This is a genomic window from Trinickia sp. LjRoot230 (assembly GCF_964253315.1).
GTDB lineage: Bacteria > Pseudomonadota > Gammaproteobacteria > Burkholderiales > Burkholderiaceae > Trinickia.
Genome location: NZ_CAXUQX020000001.1, coordinates 2,999,586 through 3,022,646 on the forward strand (window position 1 = coordinate 2,999,586; position 23,061 = coordinate 3,022,646).

Genomic DNA, 23,061 nt, shown 5'->3' on the forward strand with positions numbered 1-23,061 from the left:
TCGCCTTGCTTACTTGCCCGGCTTGACCGACGCCACTTCCTTGTCAGCCTGATCGCGCGTGGCTTTGATCGATTGCGGCATGTACTTTTGCATCAAGCCGTTCACGACATCGCGGCCAACCTGGTCTTGGACTTCGATGAACTTGCGGCCCGTCGGGCTCTTGTAGAACGTCGTCAGATCCTTGATTTCCTGCGTCGAGTAGTACTTGCCGTACGCGTCGTACTGCGCTTGCATCGCGTCCTGACGGAACGAATCGGTCGCAAAGACCTGACCCGCGGAATCAGCCAGCTTCGGCACCGCATTCTTTTGCAAGGCCGGCACGGATGCTTGCTTTTGCTTGTCCGTCAGCGACTTGTTTTCCGACAGGGCGTCCGACAGGATGGCCGGCACGAGTTGCTTGGCCTGCATTTGCGCGCTGTTGGCGATAGCGCCGACGAGCTTTTGCGCATCGATTGCGGCCAAGAGCTCCTTGATCGCGGCCTGCTTGGCCGGATCAGGTGCTGCCGTCGTGGCTGCAGCAGCCGGTGTCTGACTCTGGAGTGCCTGCGCCATCGCGAAGGTCGGCACGAAGGCGGCCAGCAGCATCCATTGTTTGAATCGTTGTTGCATCGTCACTCCCTCTAAAAAATTAGTCGGTTTGGCGAGCGCAGCGCGGCGAAGTGCCCACGCCGGCCGGCCGTGATCAGGCTTCGCCATCCTCGCCGTTCGCATCATCGGCAAGCGGCTCGTCGATCGGGCCATCGATCGGGCCATCAACCGCGCCGTCAATATCGAGATCGACATCGGCATCCGCTTCGGCAATCTGCTGCAGTCCAGAGAGCTTGGTGCCATCGTCAAGGCTGATGAGTGTAACACCCTGCGTTGCCCGGCCCATCTCGCGAATCTCGGCCACCCGTGTGCGGATCAGCACACCCGTGTTCGTGATCAACATGATCTGATCTTCGGCGTCCACCAGCGTCGCAGCAACCACGCGGCCGTTTCGCTCGGACGTCTGAATCGCGATCATGCCCTTCGTGCCGCGGCCATGCCGCGTGTACTCGGTGATCGGCGTGCGCTTGCCATACCCGTTTTCGGTCGCCGTCAATACCGATTGCTCTTCGCTGCCCGCCACGAGCATTGCAATGACATGCTGCCCTTCGTCGAGTTGCATGCCGCGCACGCCGCGCGCCTCGCGGCCCATCGGACGCACGTCGTTCTCGTCGAAGCGCACCGCCTTGCCCGCGTCGGAAAAGAGCATGACGTCATGCTGACCGTCGGTGATCGACGCGCCGATCAGGTAGTCGCCATCATCGAGACCGACGGCAATGATACCCTTGCGCAATGGTCTGCTGAAAGCCTCGAGCGGCGTCTTTTTGACCGTACCGAGCGCCGTTGCCATAAAGACGTACTTGTCCGCCGAAAATTCCTTGACCGGCAAAACCACGTTGATTTTTTCGCCTTCTTGCAGCGGGAACATATTGACGATCGGTCGCCCGCGCGAATTGCGTGAACCTTGCGGCACTTCGTAGACCTTGACCCAATAAACACGCCCGCGATTCGAGAAGCACAACATGTGGTCGTGCGTGTTGGCGATGAAAAGCGTGTCAATCCAGTCGTCTTCCTTCATCTGCGTAGCTTGCTTGCCACGCCCGCCGCGCTTTTGCGCCCGATATTCGGACAGCGGCTGCGACTTCACGTAGCCCGTGTGCGACATCGTGACGACCATGTCTTGCGGCGTAATCAGGTCTTCGGTGTTCAACTCCGTCGCATTGAGCTCGATACGCGAGCGGCGTGCGTCGCCAAATTCGGCCTTCACCGCGACCAGTTCGTCGCCGATGATCGCCGTAATCCGCTCCGGGCGCGCGAGGATATCGAGCAAATCGGCGATCTGCGCCATGACCTCGCGATACTCCCCGATGATCTTGTCCTGCTCGAGGCCTGTCAGCCGTTGCAGGCGCATCTGCAGGATTTCCTGGGCCTGCGTATCGGACAACTTGTACAGGCCGTCGCCTTGCATACCGAAGGCCGGGTTCAAGCCATCCGGCCGGTAGGCCTCGCGCCCGCCCGCGGCTGCGTTATCGGTCTGCGCGCGCGCGAGCATGTCGCGCACGAGCGACGAATCCCACGCGCGCGCCATCAATTCCTGCTTGGCGATCGGCGGCGTCGGAGCGGCCTTGATGATGGCGATGAACTCGTCGATGTTCGCGAGCGCGACGGCCAGGCCTTCGAGCACATGGCCGCGCTCGCGCGCCTTGCGCAATTCGTATACGGTGCGCCGCGTCAGGACTTCCCGTCGATGCGACAAGAACGCCTCGAGCATCTGCTGCAGATTGAGCAGCTTCGGCTGGCCGTCGACGAGCGCCACCATATTGACGCCGAACGTATCTTGCAGCTGCGTGGCTTTATACAGATTGTTGAGGACGACCTCGGGTACTTCACCACGCTTGAGCTCGATCACGACGCGCATGCCGCTTTTGTCGGACTCGTCGCGGATATCCGAGATGCCGTCGAGCTTCTTTTCGTTGACGAGCTCGGCGATCCGCTCGAGCAAGGAGCGCTTGTTCACCTGATACGGAAGTTCATCGACGATGATCGCCATGCGCTGGCCGCGGTCGATTTCCTCGAAATGCGTTTGCGCGCGCATCACGACGCGCCCGCGCCCCGTGCGGTAGCCATCGCGCACGCCGGCCACGCCGTAGATGATGCCGCCGGTCGGGAAGTCCGGCGCCGGAATGATTTCGAGCAGTTCGTCGACTGTTGCGGCCGGGTTCTTCAGCAGATGCTGGCAGGCGTCGACTACCTCGCCCAGGTTGTGCGGCGGGATGTTCGTGGCCATCCCGACCGCGATGCCCGACGAGCCGTTGATCAGCAGGTTCGGAATGCGCGCGGGCAGAATCAGCGGCTCGTTCTCGCTGCCGTCATAGTTCGGCCCGAAATCGACCGTTTCCTTGTCGATGTCGGCCAGCAGTTCATGGCCGATCTTGGCCATGCGGATTTCGGTGTAGCGCATCGCCGCAGCGTTGTCGCCATCCACCGAACCGAAGTTGCCCTGCCCGTCGACGAGCATGTAGCGCAGCGAGAAATGCTGCGCCATGCGGACGATCGTGTCGTAGACCGCCTGATCGCCATGCGGATGGTATTTACCGATGACATCGCCGACAATACGCGCCGACTTCTTGTAAGCTCGATTCCAGTCGTTATTGAGCTCGTGCATGGCATAAAGGACGCGCCGATGCACGGGTTTGAGGCCGTCACGGACATCGGGAAGCGCACGTCCGACGATTACGCTCATCGCGTACTCGATATACGAACGGCGCATTTCCTCCTCAAGGGAGATGGGCAGAGTCTCTTTGGCGAATTGATCCATTATCCGTATCTTTTTCAGGCGAAACCGAAGCGGGACGGCTTGCTACCGCTCACCACCACCTTGCACCGCTTGACGCTTGCGCTTAACGCTTGGTAACTGACCGCTATCCGCTGTTCGCCTCACATCGCCCCGCCACCGAAAGCCGGGCATCCGGCGATTCTAGCACGCTGGCGCCGGCCGCCCGAGATGGGGACGTACTCCCCCATCGGGACATTGTCAAACGGCCCAATGCGCCGTTTTTGGCAGCACTTGAGTCGATTCTTCTTTACAGGCTGGCATGTATCGTGCGGAGCGCGGCCGGGCGGAGAAGCCCGTCCCGCTTAGTGTTGCGGGCGCACCACAATCGAAACGGACGGTTACAAGCGGCGGGATTTTTTTTTCGTAAGAAGGGAACGATATGGCAAAATGCCAACGCACTTGGTTAGACGCAGCTCGCAGGGTCGACATGGGCACGAATTTTTTGTACTGCACCAATGCTATACTTCGCGCAATGTTTGACTTGTCTTCGTCATCCAGGCTCGCAGTAAACCTGCGGTAATCTCAAATTCGAGAGGAGAAATATGAATAAACTTTCAAAGCTCGCGTTCATTGCAGCTACCGCAGTAATGGCTGCATCCGCTTCGGCACAGTCGGTGCCGGCGTCGCGACAAGCCACGAATGACAACTGGGTCAACGGCACCGGCGAATACGTGTGGATGAACGGCACGAACGAGCTTTGCTGGCGCGATGCATTCTGGACGCCGGCAACGGCGAACGCGAAGTGCGACGGCGCCCTCGTCGCGCAAGCCCCGACGCCGCCGGCACCCGAAGCCCCGGCAGCTCCGGCCATCACGAGCCAGAAGGTCACCTATTCGGCCGATGCGCTGTTCGACTTCGACAAAGCAGTTCTGAAGCCGGCCGGCAAGCAACAGCTCGACGATCTGTCGACGAAGATTCAAGGGATGGACACGGAAGTGATCGTCGCCACGGGCCACACCGACAAGATCGGTTCGGACAAGTACAACGATCGTCTGTCGCTGCGCCGTGCGCAAGCTGTCAAGGCGTACTTGGTCAGCAAGGGTGTCCCTGCCAACAAGATCTACACGGAAGGCAAGGGCAAGCGCAACCCGGTCAAGACCGATTGCGTGGGCAAGGGCCGCAGCAAGTCGCTCATCGCCTGCCTCGCGCCGAACCGTCGCGTGGAAGTGGAAGTGGTCGGTACACAGAAAACCAGCCAGTAAGCACCGCTTACCGCAGTTCAAGAAACCCCGCTCAGGCGGGGTTTTTTTCTGCTCTTTCGCGCCGCACTTCGAAGGTGTGGCCATTCGGCCGGCTTTTACCTATGCACGAGGCCCGATATACTCGGGCTTACTCGTAGGACATTTATTTATTAATTTATTATTTTGTTATCCCGATTCGCTATGACGAATGCCGATCCCCACGAGCTTCAGAAGTTCAGCGATCTCGCCCATCGCTGGTGGGACCCCAATGCCGAGTTCAAGCCGTTGCACGAGCTGAACCCGGTGCGACTCGGATGGATCGATGCGCACGCTCACCTTTCGGTCAAGCGGGTGCTCGACATCGGTTGCGGCGGCGGCATCTTGTCGGAGTCGATGGCGGGGCTCGGCGCGCAGGTGAAGGGGATCGATCTGTCCTCGCAAGCGCTGGGCGTGGCCGACCTGCACAGCCTTGAAAGCGGCATCGCCGTCGAGTACGAGGAAGTCTCGGCCGAGGCACTGGCAGCGCGTGAACCCGCCAGTTACGACGTCGTCACCTGTATGGAGATGCTCGAGCACGTGCCCGATCCCGCCGCGATCGTCACAGCCTGCGCGACGCTCGTGAAACCGGGCGGTTGGGTATTTTTCTCCACGTTGAACCGCAATGTGAAGTCGTACCTGTTCGCGGTCGTTGGCGCGGAGTACATCGCGCGGATGCTGCCGAAGGGCACGCACGAGTATGCGCGTTTCATTCGCCCGTCCGAGTTGGCGTCGTTCGTGCGCGCAGCGTCGCTTCGCAGCGTGGATATCAAAGGCATCACCTATCGCCCGCTCGGCAAACGCTTTGCGTTGTCGGACGACACCAGCGTCAACTACCTTTTCGCCTGCCGCCGCGAAAGCTGACGCTCGCGCTTAGCCTTTAATACAGCGTTTACTCTTCTTCGTTATGAGCCAGCCGACCTCCCTGCCCGAGCACGAAAACGCCACCGCGTCGATATGCCTGTGTCACGCAGTGCTTTTCGATCTGGACGGCACGCTCGCCGATACCGCGCCTGATCTGGTTGCCGCAGTCAATAAAATGCGAGCGGATCGGCGCCTCGACATGCTGCCGCTCGAGCAACTCAGGCCCCTCGCTTCGGCAGGTGCGCGCGGCCTCATCGGCGGCGCATTCGAAATTGGCCCGGAACATCACGAATATGCGGCGATGCGAGAGGAGTTCCTGGCCAACTACGAAGCGGACCTGTGCATCGAAAGCACGCTCTTTCCCGGCATAGGCGAACTGCTCGACGAACTCGACGCACGCGAGGTACGCTGGGGCATCGTCACGAATAAAGTGGCGCGGCTCACCATGCCGCTCGTGGAGCAGCTAGGCCTTGCCGCGCGCGCAAGCTGCGTGGTGGCGGGCGACACCACGCCGCACGCGAAGCCGCACCCGGCCCCGCTTTTGCACGCGGCGAACGAACTGGCGATCCGCCCGAAGCAGATCGTCTATATCGGCGACGACCTGCGTGACGTACAGGCCGGCTTTGCGGCAGGCATGATGACAGTCGCCGCCGCCTACGGTTATTGCGGCACTGACCTGCCCCCGGCGTTGTGGCACGCGCAGCACATCGTCGATTCGCCGATGCAGCTCCGGCAGCTACTGGCCGAGCTGCGTCGATGAATGCCATCCGGTGCCCTTGAAAAACGCGCCGGCCGCACCATCTTCTGTTCTGTGAGATAATTCACAGCTTGTCAGGGGCCGACCTGGTTTCGACAGGGGTAACGAAGCAGTTCAGGGCATACCGAGGACCCGTCCCTCGTAAATCAATGGGAAATCTGTAAATGCAAACCTCGATAAGCGCTTTGGCGCGGCGTCTAACGACGCTCTCCTGGTACAAGCCGCCTAAAAACCGGCTTTCCTCGCACTGGTTCGCTGACGGGCCAGGGTCGCAAGACCGGTAGCAATACCGCGCGAGGTCATTTACGTCAGCTAATCCTTCGCGGTGTCACGACGTGAAGGCCGACGATCTAGTGACTCGCTGCAAAGGAGCGTGTCCGTCCGCGCTGATGCAGTTAAATCAAATGATCGGACTAAGTATGTAGAACTGGCTGTGGAGTATTTCTGGACGCGGGTTCGATTCCCGCCGGCTCCACCACATATCAAAAACCCAACCCTTATCGGTTGGGTTTTTTTCTGCCCGGAACGCCAGTGTTGGCGCGGTTCCCGGCACTGGCCTCGCAAACGCCAGCCATGACAACGCTGTTCGCCACAGAAGCCAAGTCTTACGGCGCAATGGTCGCAGCGAATCGCTGCAACCGTTGCCCCTCGACACGTGCTTCGGCCAACAACCGATTCCAGTCGTCCGGTGGGTGGCCGCTTTCGAGCATCTTGCGAAACATGCGATAGGCGTCATCACTGCTTTCGTAAGCCCGGTTGGTTTCCTCGTCGTTGACCCACGCGAACACGATTACTTTGCTGGGTGCGTGGTAACGGAAGAACAGCCGGTACTGCTGGAAGAACTTGGCCCGGAACCAGTGCTTGTGCTCGTCACCAAGGGTGTTGCCTTGCCGGTACTCGGGCCGGGTCGGATCTTGCGGGATGACATCGAACGCGAGTTTGGTAATCGCGGCCAGTCGCTTACTGGCGTTCCTCTTCTCGTATCCGACTGGGTCCTTTTGCTTAAGGGCCTCGACCTGCAGGGCTAAAGCTTCAATCTGAGCCAGGAACAGGGGGGGAGCAAAAACCGTCCAGCCGAGAATGGCCAGGGGAGCGGACTTGCGCGTGCTCATTCATCGTCTGCCGACAGGGCAGCATCGAGATCGACGTCAATACCGCCAATCAGCGACTGGAGCCGGTGGACAAGGTCGGCGTTCACGGCCTGCAGGCGCTCTGGGTGGCTGGCGATATCACGAGCCAGGAAACCCAAGAATTGGCCGAGCACCGGATCGTCACCTTCGGAGGCCTCGGCCCGCGTCAGCACGACCTCGCCGCTCGGGCGGATCGTGTAGTGGATCTTGTCGCGCTTACCCAGTCGGAGAGCACGGCGCACGGTTTCCGGCACTGTCGTCTGGTAGCGGTCGGTCAGTGTGGATTCGACTTCGAGGGGGGCAGGCATGGCGCTTTCCAGTCAAAGAAGGAATATCTGCACAGTAATGCGATCGCCTTACCATGACAATGCGATTGAATTGTCTGGCTTGCGGAACGGACGCCTCTGCAGACAATGGACGCGGGTTCGGTTCCGTGTTCCACCACCACATATCGGCAGCCCAACCGTCATCCTCAGGCTGACGCTAGATTTCTTTGCTAGATTCCTCTGTTGCTTTCGCACGGCTTCATTTATCGTATGAAATGCTTTCATTCGACATTGGGCCGCACATGAACCGGCGCATCGATATTGTCACGGCCGGCAGAGAGCCGCAGTCATGACGGAACGCGGCGCACATCAGCCAACGGTGCTGCTGCCCATCCGCGACGAGTCGGACGTGGCAATGGCACGTCGGCAAGCTCGCGAATGGGGCACGCTCGAAGGGCTGCACGAAGATAGAACCGCCGCGCTGGCCACGGCGGTCAGCGAGATCGCGCGAAACATTGTCGTCCACGCGGGCCACGGCGAACTGTCATTCGCCGCTGCGCTCAGCGGCCGGCGCCGTGGCGTTGTCGTCGTCGCACAGGATTGGGGGGCCGGTATCGCCGATATCGCACGGGCGATGCAAGACGGATATTCAACCGGTGGCGGGCTAGGCCTGGGTCTCGCCGGCGCGCAGCGCCTCGTAGACGAGTTCGAGATCGAGTCAACCACCGGCGCTGGCGTGAAGGTCACGCTAAGACAATGGGCATCTCCCGTCGGCGCTGAGGAATTCATGCGTCGATATGGAGTGACGCCCCGAAGCTGACGCGCGTCACGGCAGCTTGCTTCGGGTCATTCCGGTGGTGCTTTGTCTTCCACGGCTGAGAGCGGCAACGTTGCCGTCAACGCAAACCCAGCGCCGGGCGCGGTGCGGATCTCGAGTTCGCCGCCAAGCAGCATGGCGCGCTCGCGCATGCCTAGCAGGCCAAACGAGTGCCGGCCCCTGCGCCCTTCACGGGCGGCGCCGCGGCCATTGTCGACGATCCGCAAGATGCAGTTGGGCTCGTCGCGAATGATGTCGAGCACGACTTCGGTCGCGCCGGAATGGCGTGCGACGTTCGTCAGTGCTTCCTGCACCATTCGAAACACCTCGATACGGCTTGCCTGATTGAATGTGATCGTCTCCGCATCGATATGGCGGATCACCCGCACGTTGTAGCGCGCGGAGAACTCGTTGGCCAGCCATTCGATCGCAGGAATCGGGCCGAGATCGTCGAGCATCACCGGGCGCAGATCCGACGCGATCCGCCGCACCGAATCGATCAACTGATCGATCAACCCGTAGATACCATCGAGTTCGTCACGCGACAAGGCAGGCGCGCTCGGGTCCGGCTTCCTGTGCTCCAGCAACGTCACCGCCATCTTGAGCGCGGTCAGTTGCTGCCCGAGATCGTCGTGCAACTCGCGCGCGATACGGGCTTTCTCTTCTTCGCGTATCTGCTGAATATGCGCCGACAGGCGCCGCAATTCTTCGCGCGAAATTCGCAGCGCCTCTTCATCGCGCTTGCGATCGGTGATGTCCATGATCCAGCCGACCATTCGATACGGCGCGCCAGATGGGCTCCATAATGCCTGCCCGCGTGACTGAATCCACCGGAACTCGCCCGACTTGGTGCGGATACGATATTCCACGTTGTAAGTGTCGCGCCGCTCCAGATGCGCATCGAGGCTTTGCGTCACCCGAGCGACATCGTCCGGGTGAATCGCATTCACGTGTCCGAGCCGTTCATTCGCCAGCTCGTGATCCGCATAACCCATGATTCCTTTGAAATGCGGCGAAAAGTACATCTCGTCGGTCTGCGGGTTCCAGTCCCACAGTCCGGCGGTCGAGCCGCTCACGGCAAGTTGAAACCGCTCCTCGCTGGCAGCCAGCGCCGCGCGATACCCGTGCAGCGAGATCTCGAACGGCGCCAGCAATTCATTGAAGCAGGTCAGCAACGCATCGGCGAAGCGGGGTTGGTCGACCGGGGGGGCCGGCAAAACGAGCGCACCGACTGCTGCACGGTGCAAAGCGGCCATATCGAGCACGCCGAGCCCCTCGGACAAGGCCCGTCTTCCCAGTTCGTAGGCGAACGTGAGCGCCGCCTCGTCGTGCGTGTCGAAATACGAGATCAGCACCGATATGTATTCGTCGGTCAGCTCCTCGAGCCGCGTTGTCATGAGCTCGCTCCGACATAGCGCGCAACGACGACGTGAGCATCGTCGGTCCGCCTCCCGTATCGGACCAGGATCGATTCGGCAATCTCCTGCGGGCTGTATTCGATTGACACGCCCGCCGAAAAGCTGTTTTTGATGCCGTCCGTTGCCATGACGAGCGTGTCGCCGCGCGACACCGCAAAGCTGTCGGTACGCAATCGCGGCAGCCGGTAGCCAACCACCCCGCCACGCGTTGAAATCGCTTCATCGCGCCGCGCGTGAATGTCGCTCGCGCGAACGAGGATGCCGTCGACATTGCCGACGCCCGTCCATGTCACGCAGGAATCAAGCGCGTTGAACGACGCAACACTCATGACAGCCCCACGCGTGGCACGCAGCGCCTCGTGACATCGCTGCACGAGTGTCTCCACGGGCTCGCCGGCATGGGCTTCGAGCAGTGGCACCGCCGCCTGGGCGGCCGCGGCCGCTTCGGGGCCGTGCCCGAGCCCATCGAGCAGCGCGACGAGCGCACCCCCATCGAATTCGACGACCACATGCAGGTCCCCCGACTCCGTCTCCAGCGCGTGGCCCGCCCATCCCCATTCGATGACCGGTCTCGCGAGTGGCGTGGCGCTCGTCATCGCAACCACCGCTTCATCGTGATCGTCGTGCCAAGGCCCAGCACCGAGCTCAGATGGAACTCGTCCATGATCCGCTTGGTGCCGGGCAGGCCCACGCCCAAACTTTTTCCGGTGGAATAGCCATCGCGCATCGCGAGGTCGATGTCCGCGATGCCTGGCCCTTCATCGCGCGCGACGATGAGTATGCCGCGGCGTGCGCCATCGTCAAGCGGCGTCAGCACAATTTCGCCGGTACCCGCGTAGCTGATGATATTTCGCGCCATTTCCGAGATGGCGAGCGCGATGATCGTCTGGTCCGTATTCGAGAATCCTGTCGACGCGGCGAGTTCGCGGCCTTTCTGGCGAGCCACCACGATGTCCGCCTCCCGCTCGATGGGCACACGAACTTCAGTCGACATGGCGACGGCCCCGGTTCGCCGCGCCGCGAAGATAGGCCAGGCCCTCTTCGAGATCGAGCGCGGTGGCCACGCCGTCGAGCGCAAGCCCGAGCTGCACCATCGCGAAGGCCACCTCGGGCTGGATACCGACGACGACCGTGGTGGCACCGCGCAGCTTCACGACCTCCGCGATACCGCGCAGCGTGCGGGTCGCAAACGAATCCAGGACATCGAGCGCCATCACGTCGATAATCACGCCCTTGGTACGAAAGCGCCCTACCCGCTCTGCGAAGTCATCGCGCAGTTGAACGAGCTCCTGGTCCGACAGGGCGGATTGGATCGACGCGATCAGCACGTCGCCTTGCTTGAGGATGGGGACGGACACGGCGTCAGCTCGCTCCGTTCAGTCGCGCATCGATGGGCTCCGACTGGAGCACGATGCGATAGCCGATGGCCCGCTCGGCCAGCTCGATACCGCCTTGCAGGTCGCCGACCGTGTCCAGTCTGCCAAGCTCGATGCCCAGCGCGACAAGCGATTGCGCCACGGGCGCGCGGATACCGGTGACGATCACTTGCGCGCCCATCAGGCGCGCGGCCTCCACGGTTTGCAAAATATGATTGGCCACTTTCGAGTCGATGGTGGCAACACCGGTGATATCCATCACCACGACCTTGGCACGGTTGCTTCGAATAGCTTCGAGCAGGCTTTCGGTAATGAGCCGCGCACGGTAAGTGTCGATGACGCCGATGATCGGAAGCAGAAGCAAACGATCGCGCAGTTGCAAAACGGGTGTGGAAAGCTCGCGAATCGCGTCTTGCTGCTGGCGGATGACACGCTCCCGCTCGAACACCATGACGTCGACAATCAGGCAGATGTCGAAAAAAGCGAGCTTTTTCAGCGACATGAAATTCTCGAAGGCATCCGCTTGTGTTTGACCGCTTTGCCTCACGATGTCCGCGCCGATGCTTGCCAGCAGATGATGAAACGCGCCGAGGAAAACGCGTGTGTCAAGGCCGGCAGCCGAGTAGAGCAGGCCGAGTTCGAGACGCTGTTCGACGTACTTCGCGCCGTATTCGCCGGACACCATCGCGTGCAGGTGTTCGCGTTTGAGCCGCTTCGCTTTATCGGCGAGCGCCCGATTATTGATCAGCGGTCGGGCTTCATCGAGGCTCGCTAGATGCTCGAAGAATACGTCTGCATAGTGATCCAATCTATCAAGTACCAACTGCCTGACGGCTGCAATGCGATCGACATCGACGGGCTCCAGTCCGACCACTTGCTTGCGCCGCTCGATGGTCACATCGTTGAGCCCCATTTGGTGCATCAACCCCCGCGCTTCACGCTGCTGGAGTGGTTCCCCCATGCACGCCTCCTGTGAATGTCCAGTTGGCCCAACCGCTTTGGGCTTTTGCTCCAATTACGGGTACGGTACGCCAAGGATTTAAGGTGCAGCGCTTTCGTCTAATTGATGCAGTATAAACAGGATTTGCGAAGTGGCAAGACGCAGGGCGGGCAGGTATTGCGGATGAAAGCCCTTATCAGGCGGGACCAAGGAGGGCGTCACGCATGACGGTTCTCCCATGCGGCGAGGGTGAGGAAGGGATCTTCGAATTCGCCTTTTTCGGATGTCGGCTCTAAGCCAAGCGGCAGGTTGAGGGGGAATCTTGCGCAACGCTGCGCGAAGCGTGTTCGTCCGCTTCGGTACCGTTAAATCAAGTGGCTGAACCCGCCAACACTAAGGGTTCGGATAGTCTCCGGACTTTGTTTCTTTCCGAGACTGCGGCAGCGTGCAGCTTTGTTCCCATCAGTGCCCGACTCCAATCGGGCACTACGGGCAGAACGTCATGTCGATAGAGCCAATGAGCGTATGCGTCGACGCTCGCGTGACGAATGACGCCCCATTGTCCATGCAGCGCCCAGGTTGGCGCGATCTTGTCGAGTGATGACGCGATCTGGGTGCGCGGGAAATAGGGAATCACGCGCTCGTAGATAGGCGCGGCTATCGCAGGCTGACACATAACCGCACGATATCCGCGATGAACAACGGCAAGAAACCGCTGAAGCACCCCGCCGCTGCGTTCAGCCCATTCGCGCGACGTGCAGAGCAAATAGCTGTGGAAGTCCGGAGCACCCCACTCGCGAATCGGCAGAACGATCTTCTCGTGTTCGCCGATATTCGACGGCATGACCGACTCCCATGGCCAGTAGCTTCCGAAGCTTGCGTCGGCCGCACCGCATGCAAGCTCATCGAACGTTAATTCCCGCTTGCCGTTATCGACGACAATTACGTCGTTCGGATCTGCGCCGTCCGTTTCGATCAAATGCCGCAGCATGGCTATCCCGCGAGGTGTCGGATTCATGGAGACGCGCCTTCCGCAGAGGTCCCTTGGCCGTGCAATATTGTTTCCGCGAACGGAGTGGATCGCCTCCAGGCTGCACTGATTGACGGCGCCAACGGCGACCAGCGCTTCGGCTTCGCAGACACTTGCCAGAAATCGCTTGGTTGGGACAACGCCGAACTCGACTTCACCCCTCGACAGATGCTCGCGCGCATCGCCCCGATGAACATCGGGGACACGAATTTCCAGCTCGATGCCCTGATCGGCAAACCACCCCATCGCTCGCGCGAAAAAAAACCCCGCTGAATTGGGCCACGGATGAAAGTATTCGAGCATTAAGCGCACGTGGGTCATCATGTCGCTCACGAGTACGAACAAATCGCGGCTTACATCGATTGCCTGCAGCAAAACTGTACCCGAGCGCACTCCCGCGCTTCGGCGCCTTCGCGTAGAAACGCTGCTGCACACGCTGTTACGTCTACGTAACGAGTCCGGTCGCACCCGCCAGCGACCACCACGAGTGACGGGGCGACGACGGTAATGGGCGTTTTTGGCTTTTTTTCGACGAATTATTCGCACTGCCCTGCGGTTAGACTACGTTGCCTGCGCGCACCCTTCACCCTTGTCTCGCCGCAATGTTTTCTCTGGACCGCGTTCACATGACCAAGATTTTTGCCTTTCTCGCCGTATTCCCGCTTCTCGGATTGGCCGCGTGCGGCTCGTCTCCCTCCGCGTCGAACGGCGCGGGCACTTCGGCGGCTCTCGCCGCGCACTCGTCCGATTCGGCGATGGCCTTCACGTCGCGCCGTGCACCTACCGCCATCGCGAGCTGCCTCTCGAGCCGTTTGCATAGCGTGCACCGCGCCAGCGCCAGCGGCGGAACCGAACTCGCGATCGGCAACGGCGCACGTGCCGACACGTGGCGTATCACACTTGTCCCCGCAGGTAGCGGCAGCGCCGTCAACGTGCGCAAGCCATCATCCGACGACGGCTCCGTTTCCGAACCCGAACTGCGTTATCACATCGCGCGCTGTGTCGTTTGATACTTCCCGCTTAAGCGCTAAGCGCTAGCGCTCATTGATCTTGCGGGCATTTGAGGTTGCAGCCGTCCGGGTCGCCGAGATCGCCGCGCTTACGCAACTCCGAGCGTCCCGACTGATATTTCTTGGCCCTCGCGGCGGCGTCGGAAGCCGCGAATTGCATCTGCGGATGCTCCTGCAAGCGAAATTCGTCGTTGAGAATGCCGCCCGGCACGCCCGGCGAGTTTTGCGCGAAAGCGCAAACCGCCGTCGCGCCGAGGAGCGCGCCAGCAACGATAAAGGCGGCGCCTCTATGGATGAACAATTTCATAGCAATAGCAGCGCCCGTCGGCGCGTGGTGTATGGATCAGAACAAAGGCTGCAAGCGTAACGCAGAACCATCGTTCTGTGCAGCGACGCGTGTTACGCGCCAATACCTTTTTCAGCGCAGTTGCTGCAAGATGCCGCCGCGCAGCCCGCTCGCGATGTCGACAAGCGTGCCGCAATCGGCCGGATCGTACCCTTCGAGGCGCGAAACGCCGGCCAGGAATCCCTCGCTGCGCAGGATGGTCACGGCGGTGGCCAGCGGCCCCGCCGCGAGGCGTGAACGCTCGCAGGCGAAGTAATAATCTTCATCGACGATCGGGATGAAGTCCAGCCCGAAATGGTGCGCCGCGGGCGCAACGCCGAAGCCGACATCCGCCATGCCGCTTGCCACGAACGCCGCGATTGCCGTGTGCGTCAATTCCGTCGATGCGTAGCCTGTGATCCGCTCGGGATCGACGCCGACACGGCGCAGCTCGAGATCGATCAAAAGACGCGTGCCCGAGCCCGGCTGGCGATTGACGAAGCGCACGTCGCCGCGCGCCAGATCGTCCAGACCCCGCACCCCCTTCGGGTTGCCCTTTTGCAAAAAGAGACCCTGTTTGCGCCGCGTCAGATAGATGAGCATGTGCCGGCGTGGGTCAAGCCAGCTTCGGTAGATGTCGGCGCACTGCTCGCGAAATGCGCCGCGCGGCAGATGAAAGCCCGCGAAGTCGCACTCGCCCCTTGCCAGCGACGCCACGGCCTCGGCGCTCTCGCGGTATTTGATATCGACCGCGTCCGCATGCCGACGCTGCAATTCGGTCACGAGCGCCGCGACGGCATAGCCGTGCGACGCGTGAATACGCACAGCGCCCACGCGCCCAAGGTGACGATTGAGTTCGTCGGCCACTTCACTCGCCAGCATCTGCACCGAGCCGTCCAGCCGCTCGGCGCAAAGACGTTGCGCGCGCACGACCGCGTGCCCGAGATCCGACAACGCCGAGCCCTTGCCGCGCTCCTTGGCGATCAAGTCGCCGCCGAGCCGCGCCTCGAACTGACGCAGCAGCCCCCAGGCATGGCGATACGACAGCCGATGCTGCTCGGCAGCCTGCGCGATGCTGCCCGTCTCGTCGACGAGTACCAGCAACGGCACGATGTCGGTGAGGCTTGCTTCACGGCCTGCGCTGTCTCGTACGACCAATTCAGTGACGCAGCGAATGTCGATCATTTATGCAGTCCAATTTCCTATTGCATGTCGTGGTACACGAGCCTATTGTTCGATAACAAACGGCACAGCCTGAGCATATATGGGCTCCATATGAGGAGCAAGTACATATATCGAGCTGGAAGGAGACCCCCACTGTGGAACACGCAAGCCCCCTGGCGCCGGATGCGCTCGTCCGCCAACACGTGAAGCCGGGCAGATCGCTGCTCGCGGTGCTGCATCAGATACAAGACGAAGTCGGGTTTATTCCGGCCGAGACGTTGGCGCCGCTGGCGCGCGCGATGAACTTGTCGCGCGCCGAGGTGCATGGCGTGCTGACTTACTACCACCACTTTCGCACGAGAGCGCCGGCGCGCGTGAGCGTAGCGCTGTGCCGCGCCGAAGCGTGTCGCAGCATGGGCACCGAAGCGCTCGCGCAGCATATCGAATCGCACACGGGCTGCCGGTTCGATGCCCAGCATGCTCAAGGCGGGGCTCAAACGCATGTCGCCGACGTCGAACTCGAATCGGTGTACTGCCTGGGCCAGTGCGCGCTGTCGCCGGCCATGACGATCAACGGCACGCTGTACGCGAAGATCAGCGCCGCGCGCTTCGATGCGCTATTCGATGCCGCCTGCGAACAAGCGGGCGTCGCATGTGAATCGAATACGAATGCGAAGGCGAGTGCAAATAATCAGGAGTCCTTATGAATTCGGCTGCGCTTGCGGCGCGCATCTTCGTGCCGTGCGATTCGTCGGCCCTCGCGCTGGGCGCCGACGCGGTGGCGCAGGCCATTGCCGATGAAGCGGCCGCGCGCGGCTTGGCAATCGAGATCGTGCGCAACGGCTCGCGCGGGCTGCTGTGGCTCGAGCCGCTCGTCGAAGTGCAAACGCCTCAAGGACGCACAGGCTACGCCAATGTGCAGGTGTCGGACATCGCGTCGCTGTTCGATGGGCAGTGGCTCACGAGCGAAGGTACAGGCATTGCCCATGCACGCGCAGTCGGTCTGGTTGACGAATTGCCCTACCTCAAGCGCCAGCAGCGGCTCACGTTCGCGCGACTGGGCCTGAGCGACCCGCTATCGATCGACGATTACCTCGCGCACGAAGGCTTGGCCGGTCTCAAGGCGGCACTGGCGATGAGCGGCGAAGCGGCGTGCGATGCGCTGCTCGAATCGGGCTTGCGCGGGCGCGGCGGTGCGGCCTTTCCAGCCGGCATCAAATGGCGCACGGTGCGTGCAGCACCTGCCGCGCAAAAGTACATCGTGTGTAACGCCGACGAAGGCGACTCGGGCACGTTCTCGGACCGCCTGTCGATGGAAGGCGACCCGTTCGGGCTGATCGAAGGGATGATCATCGCCGGGGTGGCTACAGGCGCCACGCAAGGCTACATCTACGTGCGCAGCGAATACCCGTATGCGATTGCCACGCTGAACGCGGCCATCGCGAAGGCGCGCAGCGCGGGCTGGCTCGGCGCGAGCGTGCTGGGCAGTGCCCACGCGTTCGAGCTGGAAGTGGCCAAGGGCGCGGGCTCGTACGTGTGCGGTGAGGAAACGGCGCTGCTCGAGTCGCTCGAAGGCAAGCGCGGCATCGTGCGCGCCAAGCCGCCCGTGCCCGCGCTCTCGGGCCTGCACGGTCAGCCCACGGTGATCAACAACGTCATCACGCTCGCCACGGTGCCGATCATCTTCGCGCGCGGCGCGGCGTTTTATCGCGACTTCGGCATGGGCCGCTCACGCGGCACGCTGCCGTTTCAGCTGGCCGGCAACATCTTGCACGGCGGGCTCGTGGAGCTGGCCTTCGGCGTGACGCTGCGCGAGCTGATCGAGACGTACGGCGGGGGCACCGCGAGTGGGCGTCCGGTGCGCGCGGTGCAGGTGGGTGGGCCGCTGGGCACCTATTTACCCGAAAGCCAGTGGGACATTCCGCTGGACTACGAAGCGTATGCGGCGGTGGGCGCGGTGGTGGGTCACGGCGGCATCGTGGTGCACGACGACACGTCCAATCTCGCGGAACTGGCGCAATACGCGATGCACTTTTGTGCGCTCGAATCGTGCGGCAAGTGCACGCCGTGCCGGATCGGCTCGACGCGCGGCGTCGAAGTCATCCAGCGCATGCGCGGCGGTGACACCTCGGTCAAGCAAGTGCAGTTGCTGCGCGATCTGTGCGACACGATGGTGTCGGGCTCGCTGTGCGCGATGGGCGGCATGACACCGTACCCGGTGCTCTCGGCGCTCGAACATTTTCCTGAGGACTTCGGTCTTCGCCCCGTTCAGCCCCACGCGGCTGCGGCTTGATGGAGTTGTGATTCATGTCTGAGGCACTCGCTCACCCCTCGAAGGCACTCGCCGCGCCAACCGGCGGCTGCGGCTCGGGCCAATGCGCCTGCAAAAGCGCGGCCCTGCGCAACCCGCTCGACGAGACCGACTACGGCACGCCGCAGCGTCACGCCGACACCGATGTGACGCTGACGATCGACGAGCGCGAAGTGACGGTGCCCGCGGGCACCTCGGTCATGCGCGCGGCCGCGGTGGCGGGCGTGAACGTGCCGAAGCTGTGCGCCACCGATTCGCTCGAACCGTTTGGCTCGTGCCGGCTGTGCCTGGTGGAAATCGACGGCAAGCGCGGCTACCCGGCCTCGTGCACGACGCCGGTCGAAGCAGGCATGCGCGTGTCCACGCAAACGGAGCGGCTGCAAGCGTTGCGGCGCAACGTGATGGAGCTCTATATCTCCGATCACCCGCTCGATTGCCTGACGTGCCCGGCCAACGGCAACTGCGAGCTGCAGGACATGGCGGGCGTGGTGGGTCTGCGCGAGGTGCGCTACGGCTTTGACGGCGCGAACCATCTGAGCGAGGCCAAAGACGAGTCGAACCCGTACTTCACGTATGACCCGTCCAAGTGCATCGTGTGCAACCGGTGCGTGCGCGCGTGCGAGGAAACGCAAGGCACGTTCGCGCTGACGATCATGGCGCGCGGGTTCGAGTCTCGCGTGGCGGCCAGCGAGAACGTGCCGTTCATGGACTCGGAATGTGTGTCGTGCGGCGCGTGCGTGGCGGCGTGCCCGACGGCCACGCTGATGGAAAAAAGCGTGGTGGAGCTGGGTCAGCGCGAGCATTCGGTGATCACGACGTGCGCCTATTGCGGCGTCGGGTGCTCGCTCAAGGCCGAGATGAAGGGCAGCCAGGTCGTGCGCATGGTGCCGCACAAGAATGGCCAGGCCAACGAGGGGCATGCGTGCGTGAAGGGGCGCTTTGCGTGGGGCTATGCGACGCATAAGGACCGCATCACCAAGCCGATGATTCGCGCGAAGATCACCGATGCGTGGCGCGAAGTGAGCTGGGAAGAAGCGATCGCCTATGCGGCGGCCGAATTCCGGCGCATTCAGGCCCGTCACGGTCGCGATTCGATCGGCGGTATTACCTCGTCGCGCTGCACCAACGAGGAGACGTACCTCGTGCAAAAGCTCGTGCGTGCGGCGTTCGGCAACAACAACGTGGACACCTGCGCGCGGGTGTGTCATTCGCCCACCGGCTATGGGCTCAAGACGACGCTGGGCGAATCGGCCGGCACGCAGACGTTCGCCTCGATCGAGCAGTGTGATGTGATCGTAGTGATTGGCGCGAACCCGACCGACGGGCACCCAGTGTTCGCCTCGCGGCTCAAGCGGCGCGTGCGCGAGGGGGCCAAGCTGATCGTGGCCGATCCGCGGCGCATCGACTTGGTGGACGGCCCGCACGTGAAGGCCGATTATCACTTGCAGTTGCGCCCGGGCACGAACGTGGCGCTGATCAATGCGCTCGCGCATGTGGTGGTGACCGAGGGGCTCGTGAACGAAGCGTTTGTGGCCGAGCGCTGCGAGCCGGTGGCGTTCGCGCAGTGGCGCGAGTTCATCGCGCGCGAGGAGAACGCGCCCGAGCAGACACAAGCGATCACAGGCGTGCCGGCCGAGCAAGTGCGCGCCGCGGCGCGCCTGTACGCGACGGGCGGCAACGCGGCGATTTACTACGGGCTGGGCGTGACCGAGCATGCGCAGGGCTCGACGATGGTGATGGGCATCGCGAATCTGGCGATGGCCACCGGCAACATCGGGCGCGAGGGCGTGGGGGTCAATCCGCTGCGCGGGCAAAACAACGTGCAGGGCTCGTGCGACATGGGCTCGTTTCCGCACGAGCTGCCCGGGTACCGGCATGTGAGCGGCGCCGAGGTGCGCGAGCAGTTCGAAGCGGCGTGGCACGTGTCGTTGCAGCCGGAGCCGGGCTTGCGCATTCCGAACATGTTCGATGCGGCGCTCGACGGCAGCTTCATGGGGCTGTACTGCCAGGGCGAGGACATCGTGCAGTCGGACCCCGATACGCAGCATGTGACGGCGGCGCTTTCGGCGATGGAGTGCATCGTCGTGCAGGACATCTTCCTGAACGAGACGGCCAAGTATGCGCATGTGTTCCTGCCGGGTTCGTCGTTCCTCGAGAAAGACGGCACGTTCACGAACGCGGAGCGGCGCATCTCGCGGGTGCGGCGCGTGATGTCGCCGCTGGCGCGCTACGCGGACTGGGAGGTCACGGCGTTGCTCTCGCGCGCACTCGGCTACGAGATGGATTATGCGCATCCGTCGGAGATCATGGACGAGATTGCGCGGCTCACGCCGACGTTTCATGGTGTGTCGTATGCGCTGATCGACGAGTTGGGCAGCGTGCAATGGCCGTGCAACGAGGCCGCGCCGCAGGGCACGCCGACGATGCACGTGGACGAGTTCGTCCGCGGCAAGGGCAAGTTCGTGATCACGAAGTTCGTGGCGAGCGACGAGAAGGTGACCAAGCGCTTCCCGTTGTTGCTGACGACCGGGCGGATTCTGTCGCAGTACAACGTGGGCGCACAAACGCGGCGCACGGCGAACGTGCAGTGGCACGAAGAGGATCGGCTGGAGCTGCATCCGCACGACGCCGAGGAGCGTGGCATCAAGACGGGCGACTGGGTGGGCATCGAATCGCGCGCGGGGCAAACGGTGTTGCGTGCGTTGGTGACCGAGCGCATGCAGCCGGGCGTGGTGTACACGACGTTTCACTTCCCGGAGTCGGGCGCGAACGTGATCACGACGGACAGCTCGGATTGGGCGACGAACTGCCCCGAGTACAAAGTGACGGCCGTGCAGGTGCAGCCGGTGCAACAGCCTTCGCAGTGGCAGCGCGCGTACACGCGCTTTAGCGATACGCAATTGACGCTGTTGCGCGAGCGCACGCTGGCTAATGCAAACGTGGAAAGTAACAAGTGAGCCCGCTGCGATGAACGAACACCACCTGATCGAGATGGCCAACCGGATCGGCGAATTCTTCGAGTCGATGCCTGATCGCAATGAGGCGATGGCCGGCATCGCTGACCATATTCATCGCTTTTGGGAGCCGCGTATGCGCCGTGCGATTTTGGCAGCGCTGGATAATAATACCGACGCCTGTGCGTCGATGCTTCCGATCGTCAAAGACGCATTGATACAGGCTCGCGCTCAACTCGCGCCGGCACAGGCCGCGTGATGTCGATAAGCCTTACTTGCGGTGCGCGTCAGCCATGCTCGCGCGTCCCGGCAAACCACGTCTCGCAATGTCGCGCGAGCGCGCTCGCATCGGAGACCGGGCGACCGCGCGCACAGATATACCCATCGGGCCGCACCAAATAAAACGCCGGCCGCGTCCTGCCGTACGCCTGAGTCAGCGATGCTCGCTTGCCGTCCATTGCATCGGTCACGCGCCATATACGGACGGCGCCGCGCAACGTTGCCTCGATCGTTGACGCAAGCTGATCGAGCTGCGGATCGGATGCAACCGACGACGCCGTCAGCACACCTGTCGGATCGAGGCCGGCGTCGCTGTCGCTGGGGAAGCCGACCAGCAGGAACAGCGAGAAAAACGCGGGATCGTGCAGATCGAAAATGCATCCGGTGCCCGGCGCGCGCCCCAGCGGACCATCGATCACGCGTACGAGCGCGTCGGGCGCCCGCTCGCCGGCGCGTGGGCCGCCGTCGAGCACACGTTCGAGCGTAAGCGGGCTGCGCCGGTATTGAATCGAGAGCTCGCTCACCATCAACCGTGCCGCATCGCGCAGCGGCCCGAAGGCAGCCAGCATCGGCATCGCCCGCTCGCGCAGCAACTTGAGCGGGCCGCGCTCCGCTTCGGCCAATTGCGTAATGAAGCTCGTTTGCCGCAGCACGTCACGCTCGATCGGATGGCGCTCCCGCTGATAGCTGTCGAGCAGCTGCTCCGGCCCTCGGCCGGCGAGCGCGCGTGCGAGCTTCCAGCCCAGGTTGAACGCTTCCTGCATCCCCGTATTCATTCCCTGCGCGCCAGCCGGGCTGTGCACATGCGCCGCGTCGCCGGCAAGGAACACGCGCTGCACTCTGAGCCGCTCGACCATGCGGCTGTTGAGCCGAAAATATGAAGACCATTCGAGCCCCGACAACGTCAAACGACGATGAATACGCTGTTCAGCCACTTGGCGGAACAACGCAAGCGGTGGATCGGGCAGCGCATCGAGCGGCGTCTCGTCCGAAGCCTGCGCATTGTCGACTGCGCTGCTTGCATCGCGCTGCGGCGCCTGCTCGCCGTCGACGGGGCTCGGATGGTCGGCAATAAATCGATGCCGGCCGTCACCCATCGACAAAATAGCGGCCAACCCATCGCCCGAAGCGAAGAGATGAAATTCGTCGTCGGGCAAGTCTGAATCGATACGCAAGTCCGCGAGCATGAACGTCTGCTCGAAAGTCTTGCCGGCGAAACTCAGTCCAAGCAAATGACGCACGGTGCTGTGCGCACCGTCGGCGGCGACGACGAACGAGGTATGAATGGTCTCTTCACGGCCGTCGGCATGACGCAGATCAACCTCGACGCGCGATGCGCCCTGCGTCAAACGCACGAGTTCGACGCCGCGCTCCGGCTCGACACCGAACGTGGCAAGGTGCTCGGTCAGAATGCGCTCGGTCACCGTCTGATCGAGACAGAGCAAATAGGGATAGCGCGTTTGCAGCGGGTCGAAATCGAGCCGCGCAAGCCGATGGCCGTTGGAAAAGAGGCTCACCGCTCGCAATCGATGACCATGCGCCAAGAAAGGTTCGACCACGCGGTGCTGCTCGAACAATTCCAGCGTGCGGGCCTGGATGCCGATTGCGCGCGAACTCCTCGCGGGTCGCGGCGCACGGTCGATCAAGCGCACGGCAACCCGTGCGCGCGCCAGGCTCATCGCAGCCGCAAGCCCTGTCGGCCCCGCGCCGACAATCAGCACCGGCTGCTCGTTCGAAACGGCGGCAGACATGCTTTCCCTCCAGCGAACATCGCGTTAGTGTACGCCGGCCGACTACAGCCGGACACCGGATGCCACGCAACGATGCGTCCTCGCACCG

At 62.4% G+C, this 23,061-nt stretch carries 22 protein-coding genes and 1 other RNA gene; 10 read left to right on the plus strand and 13 right to left on the minus strand.

The annotated features are described in order from the left end of the window. Positions 1 to 9: 9 nt before the first annotated feature. Both ACSQ20_RS13615 and gyrA read right to left on the minus strand, forming a co-directional pair. Positions 10 to 609, minus strand: a complete 600-nt coding sequence (locus tag ACSQ20_RS13615) for a DUF2059 domain-containing protein (RefSeq protein WP_436020765.1) — start codon at positions 607 to 609, stop codon at positions 10 to 12. Positions 610 to 682: 73 nt separating this feature from the next. Further along, positions 683 to 3,346 (minus strand): DNA gyrase subunit A, encoded by a 2,664-nt coding sequence (gyrA, locus tag ACSQ20_RS13620; RefSeq protein ID WP_436020767.1) that lies wholly within the window; start codon positions 3,344 to 3,346, stop codon positions 683 to 685. 560 nt (positions 3,347 to 3,906) lie between these two features. On the opposite strand from gyrA, the gene ompA reads away from it, so the two are divergent. The 4 genes from ompA (at position 3,907) to ssrA (ending at position 6,680) form a co-directional block, all read left to right on the plus strand. Continuing rightward, the gene (gene ompA, locus ACSQ20_RS13625) at positions 3,907 to 4,566 is read left to right on the plus strand and encodes an outer membrane protein OmpA (RefSeq protein ID WP_436020769.1); all 660 of its coding nucleotides are present in this window, start codon (positions 3,907 to 3,909) and stop codon (positions 4,564 to 4,566) included. 180 nt (positions 4,567 to 4,746) lie between these two features. After that, positions 4,747 to 5,445: a bifunctional 2-polyprenyl-6-hydroxyphenol methylase/3-demethylubiquinol 3-O-methyltransferase UbiG gene (gene ubiG / locus ACSQ20_RS13630; RefSeq protein ID WP_436020771.1), complete on the plus strand. Its 699-nt coding sequence runs from the start codon at positions 4,747 to 4,749 to the stop codon at positions 5,443 to 5,445. Between the two features lie 43 nt (positions 5,446 to 5,488). Then, the gene (locus ACSQ20_RS13635) at positions 5,489 to 6,205 is read left to right on the plus strand and encodes an HAD-IA family hydrolase (RefSeq protein ID WP_436020773.1); all 717 of its coding nucleotides are present in this window, start codon (positions 5,489 to 5,491) and stop codon (positions 6,203 to 6,205) included. A 74-nt stretch (positions 6,206 to 6,279) separates the two neighbouring features. Beyond that, positions 6,280 to 6,680: a transfer-messenger RNA gene (gene ssrA / locus ACSQ20_RS13640) on the plus strand. A gap of 127 nt (positions 6,681 to 6,807) precedes the next feature. On the opposite strand, the gene ACSQ20_RS13645 is transcribed toward ssrA, so the two are convergent. Then, the gene (locus ACSQ20_RS13645) at positions 6,808 to 7,314 is read right to left on the minus strand and encodes a type II toxin-antitoxin system YhaV family toxin (protein WP_436020775.1); all 507 of its coding nucleotides are present in this window, start codon (positions 7,312 to 7,314) and stop codon (positions 6,808 to 6,810) included. Continuing rightward, the gene (locus ACSQ20_RS13650) at positions 7,311 to 7,640 is read right to left on the minus strand and encodes a type II toxin-antitoxin system PrlF family antitoxin (RefSeq protein WP_436020777.1); all 330 of its coding nucleotides are present in this window, start codon (positions 7,638 to 7,640) and stop codon (positions 7,311 to 7,313) included. The genes ACSQ20_RS13645 and ACSQ20_RS13650 overlap by 4 nt, the downstream gene beginning before the upstream one ends. 307 nt (positions 7,641 to 7,947) lie before the next feature. Here ACSQ20_RS13650 and ACSQ20_RS13655 point away from each other — a divergent pair, with 307 nt between their 5' ends. Beyond that, positions 7,948 to 8,418, plus strand: coding sequence for an ATP-binding protein (locus ACSQ20_RS13655; protein WP_436020779.1), 471 nt, complete (start codon positions 7,948 to 7,950; stop codon positions 8,416 to 8,418). 26 nt (positions 8,419 to 8,444) lie between these two features. Here the strand turns inward: ACSQ20_RS13655 and ACSQ20_RS13660 are convergent, their stop codons facing one another. The 6 genes from ACSQ20_RS13660 to ACSQ20_RS13685 all read right to left on the minus strand — a co-directional run bounded on the left by ACSQ20_RS13660 (position 8,445) and on the right by ACSQ20_RS13685 (position 13,503). Then, entirely contained in the window at positions 8,445 to 9,812 is a 1,368-nt protein-coding gene (locus ACSQ20_RS13660; protein ID WP_436020781.1) for a PAS domain-containing protein, read from the minus strand. Next, positions 9,809 to 10,429 (minus strand): SpoIIE family protein phosphatase, encoded by a 621-nt coding sequence (locus ACSQ20_RS13665; RefSeq protein ID WP_436020783.1) that lies wholly within the window; start codon positions 10,427 to 10,429, stop codon positions 9,809 to 9,811. The genes ACSQ20_RS13660 and ACSQ20_RS13665 overlap by 4 nt, the downstream gene beginning before the upstream one ends. Beyond that, entirely contained in the window at positions 10,426 to 10,827 is a 402-nt protein-coding gene (locus tag ACSQ20_RS13670) for an anti-sigma regulatory factor (protein WP_436020785.1), read from the minus strand. Before ACSQ20_RS13670 ends, ACSQ20_RS13665 begins: the two co-directional genes overlap by 4 nt. Then, complete coding sequence (locus ACSQ20_RS13675) at positions 10,817 to 11,191, minus strand: STAS domain-containing protein (RefSeq protein ID WP_436020787.1); 375 nt, start codon at positions 11,189 to 11,191, stop codon at positions 10,817 to 10,819. The genes ACSQ20_RS13670 and ACSQ20_RS13675 overlap by 11 nt, the downstream gene beginning before the upstream one ends. Before the next feature lie 4 nt (positions 11,192 to 11,195). After that, complete coding sequence (locus ACSQ20_RS13680; RefSeq protein WP_436020789.1) at positions 11,196 to 12,170, minus strand: protoglobin domain-containing protein; 975 nt, start codon at positions 12,168 to 12,170, stop codon at positions 11,196 to 11,198. A gap of 349 nt (positions 12,171 to 12,519) precedes the next feature. Beyond that, positions 12,520 to 13,503 (minus strand): ABC transporter substrate-binding protein, encoded by a 984-nt coding sequence (locus tag ACSQ20_RS13685; RefSeq protein ID WP_436023097.1) that lies wholly within the window; start codon positions 13,501 to 13,503, stop codon positions 12,520 to 12,522. A gap of 302 nt (positions 13,504 to 13,805) precedes the next feature. On the opposite strand from ACSQ20_RS13685, the gene ACSQ20_RS13690 reads away from it, so the two are divergent. Next, positions 13,806 to 14,189 carry a hypothetical protein gene (locus ACSQ20_RS13690; protein WP_436020791.1) on the plus strand — a complete coding sequence of 128 codons (384 nt, stop codon included), beginning with the start codon at positions 13,806 to 13,808 and terminating at the stop codon, positions 14,187 to 14,189. 31 nt (positions 14,190 to 14,220) lie between these two features. Here ACSQ20_RS13690 and ACSQ20_RS13695 read toward each other — a convergent pair whose 3' ends face one another. Both ACSQ20_RS13695 and ACSQ20_RS13700 read right to left on the minus strand, forming a co-directional pair. Continuing rightward, the gene (locus ACSQ20_RS13695; RefSeq protein WP_436020793.1) at positions 14,221 to 14,496 is read right to left on the minus strand and encodes a hypothetical protein; all 276 of its coding nucleotides are present in this window, start codon (positions 14,494 to 14,496) and stop codon (positions 14,221 to 14,223) included. 111 nt (positions 14,497 to 14,607) lie between these two features. Continuing rightward, complete coding sequence (locus ACSQ20_RS13700) at positions 14,608 to 15,699, minus strand: substrate-binding domain-containing protein (RefSeq protein ID WP_436020795.1); 1,092 nt, start codon at positions 15,697 to 15,699, stop codon at positions 14,608 to 14,610. A 134-nt stretch (positions 15,700 to 15,833) separates the two neighbouring features. Here ACSQ20_RS13700 and ACSQ20_RS13705 point away from each other — a divergent pair, with 134 nt between their 5' ends. Genes ACSQ20_RS13705 through ACSQ20_RS13720 form a run of 4 tightly spaced genes read left to right on the plus strand, consistent with a single transcriptional unit; the run spans position 15,834 to position 21,202 of the window. Further along, the gene (locus ACSQ20_RS13705) at positions 15,834 to 16,385 is read left to right on the plus strand and encodes an NAD(P)H-dependent oxidoreductase subunit E (RefSeq protein ID WP_436020797.1); all 552 of its coding nucleotides are present in this window, start codon (positions 15,834 to 15,836) and stop codon (positions 16,383 to 16,385) included. Further along, positions 16,382 to 17,971: a formate dehydrogenase beta subunit gene (locus tag ACSQ20_RS13710; RefSeq protein WP_436020799.1), complete on the plus strand. Its 1,590-nt coding sequence runs from the start codon at positions 16,382 to 16,384 to the stop codon at positions 17,969 to 17,971. Before ACSQ20_RS13705 ends, ACSQ20_RS13710 begins: the two co-directional genes overlap by 4 nt. A gap of 14 nt (positions 17,972 to 17,985) precedes the next feature. Continuing rightward, positions 17,986 to 20,946 carry a formate dehydrogenase subunit alpha gene (gene fdhF / locus ACSQ20_RS13715; RefSeq protein WP_436018708.1) on the plus strand — a complete coding sequence of 987 codons (2,961 nt, stop codon included), beginning with the start codon at positions 17,986 to 17,988 and terminating at the stop codon, positions 20,944 to 20,946. Positions 20,947 to 20,956: 10 nt separating this feature from the next. Beyond that, positions 20,957 to 21,202 (plus strand): formate dehydrogenase subunit delta, encoded by a 246-nt coding sequence (locus ACSQ20_RS13720; protein ID WP_436020801.1) that lies wholly within the window; start codon positions 20,957 to 20,959, stop codon positions 21,200 to 21,202. 28 nt (positions 21,203 to 21,230) lie between these two features. On the opposite strand, the gene ACSQ20_RS13725 is transcribed toward ACSQ20_RS13720, so the two are convergent. Then, entirely contained in the window at positions 21,231 to 22,973 is a 1,743-nt protein-coding gene (locus ACSQ20_RS13725; protein ID WP_436020803.1) for an FAD-dependent monooxygenase, read from the minus strand. Positions 22,974 to 23,061 lie beyond the last annotated feature (88 nt).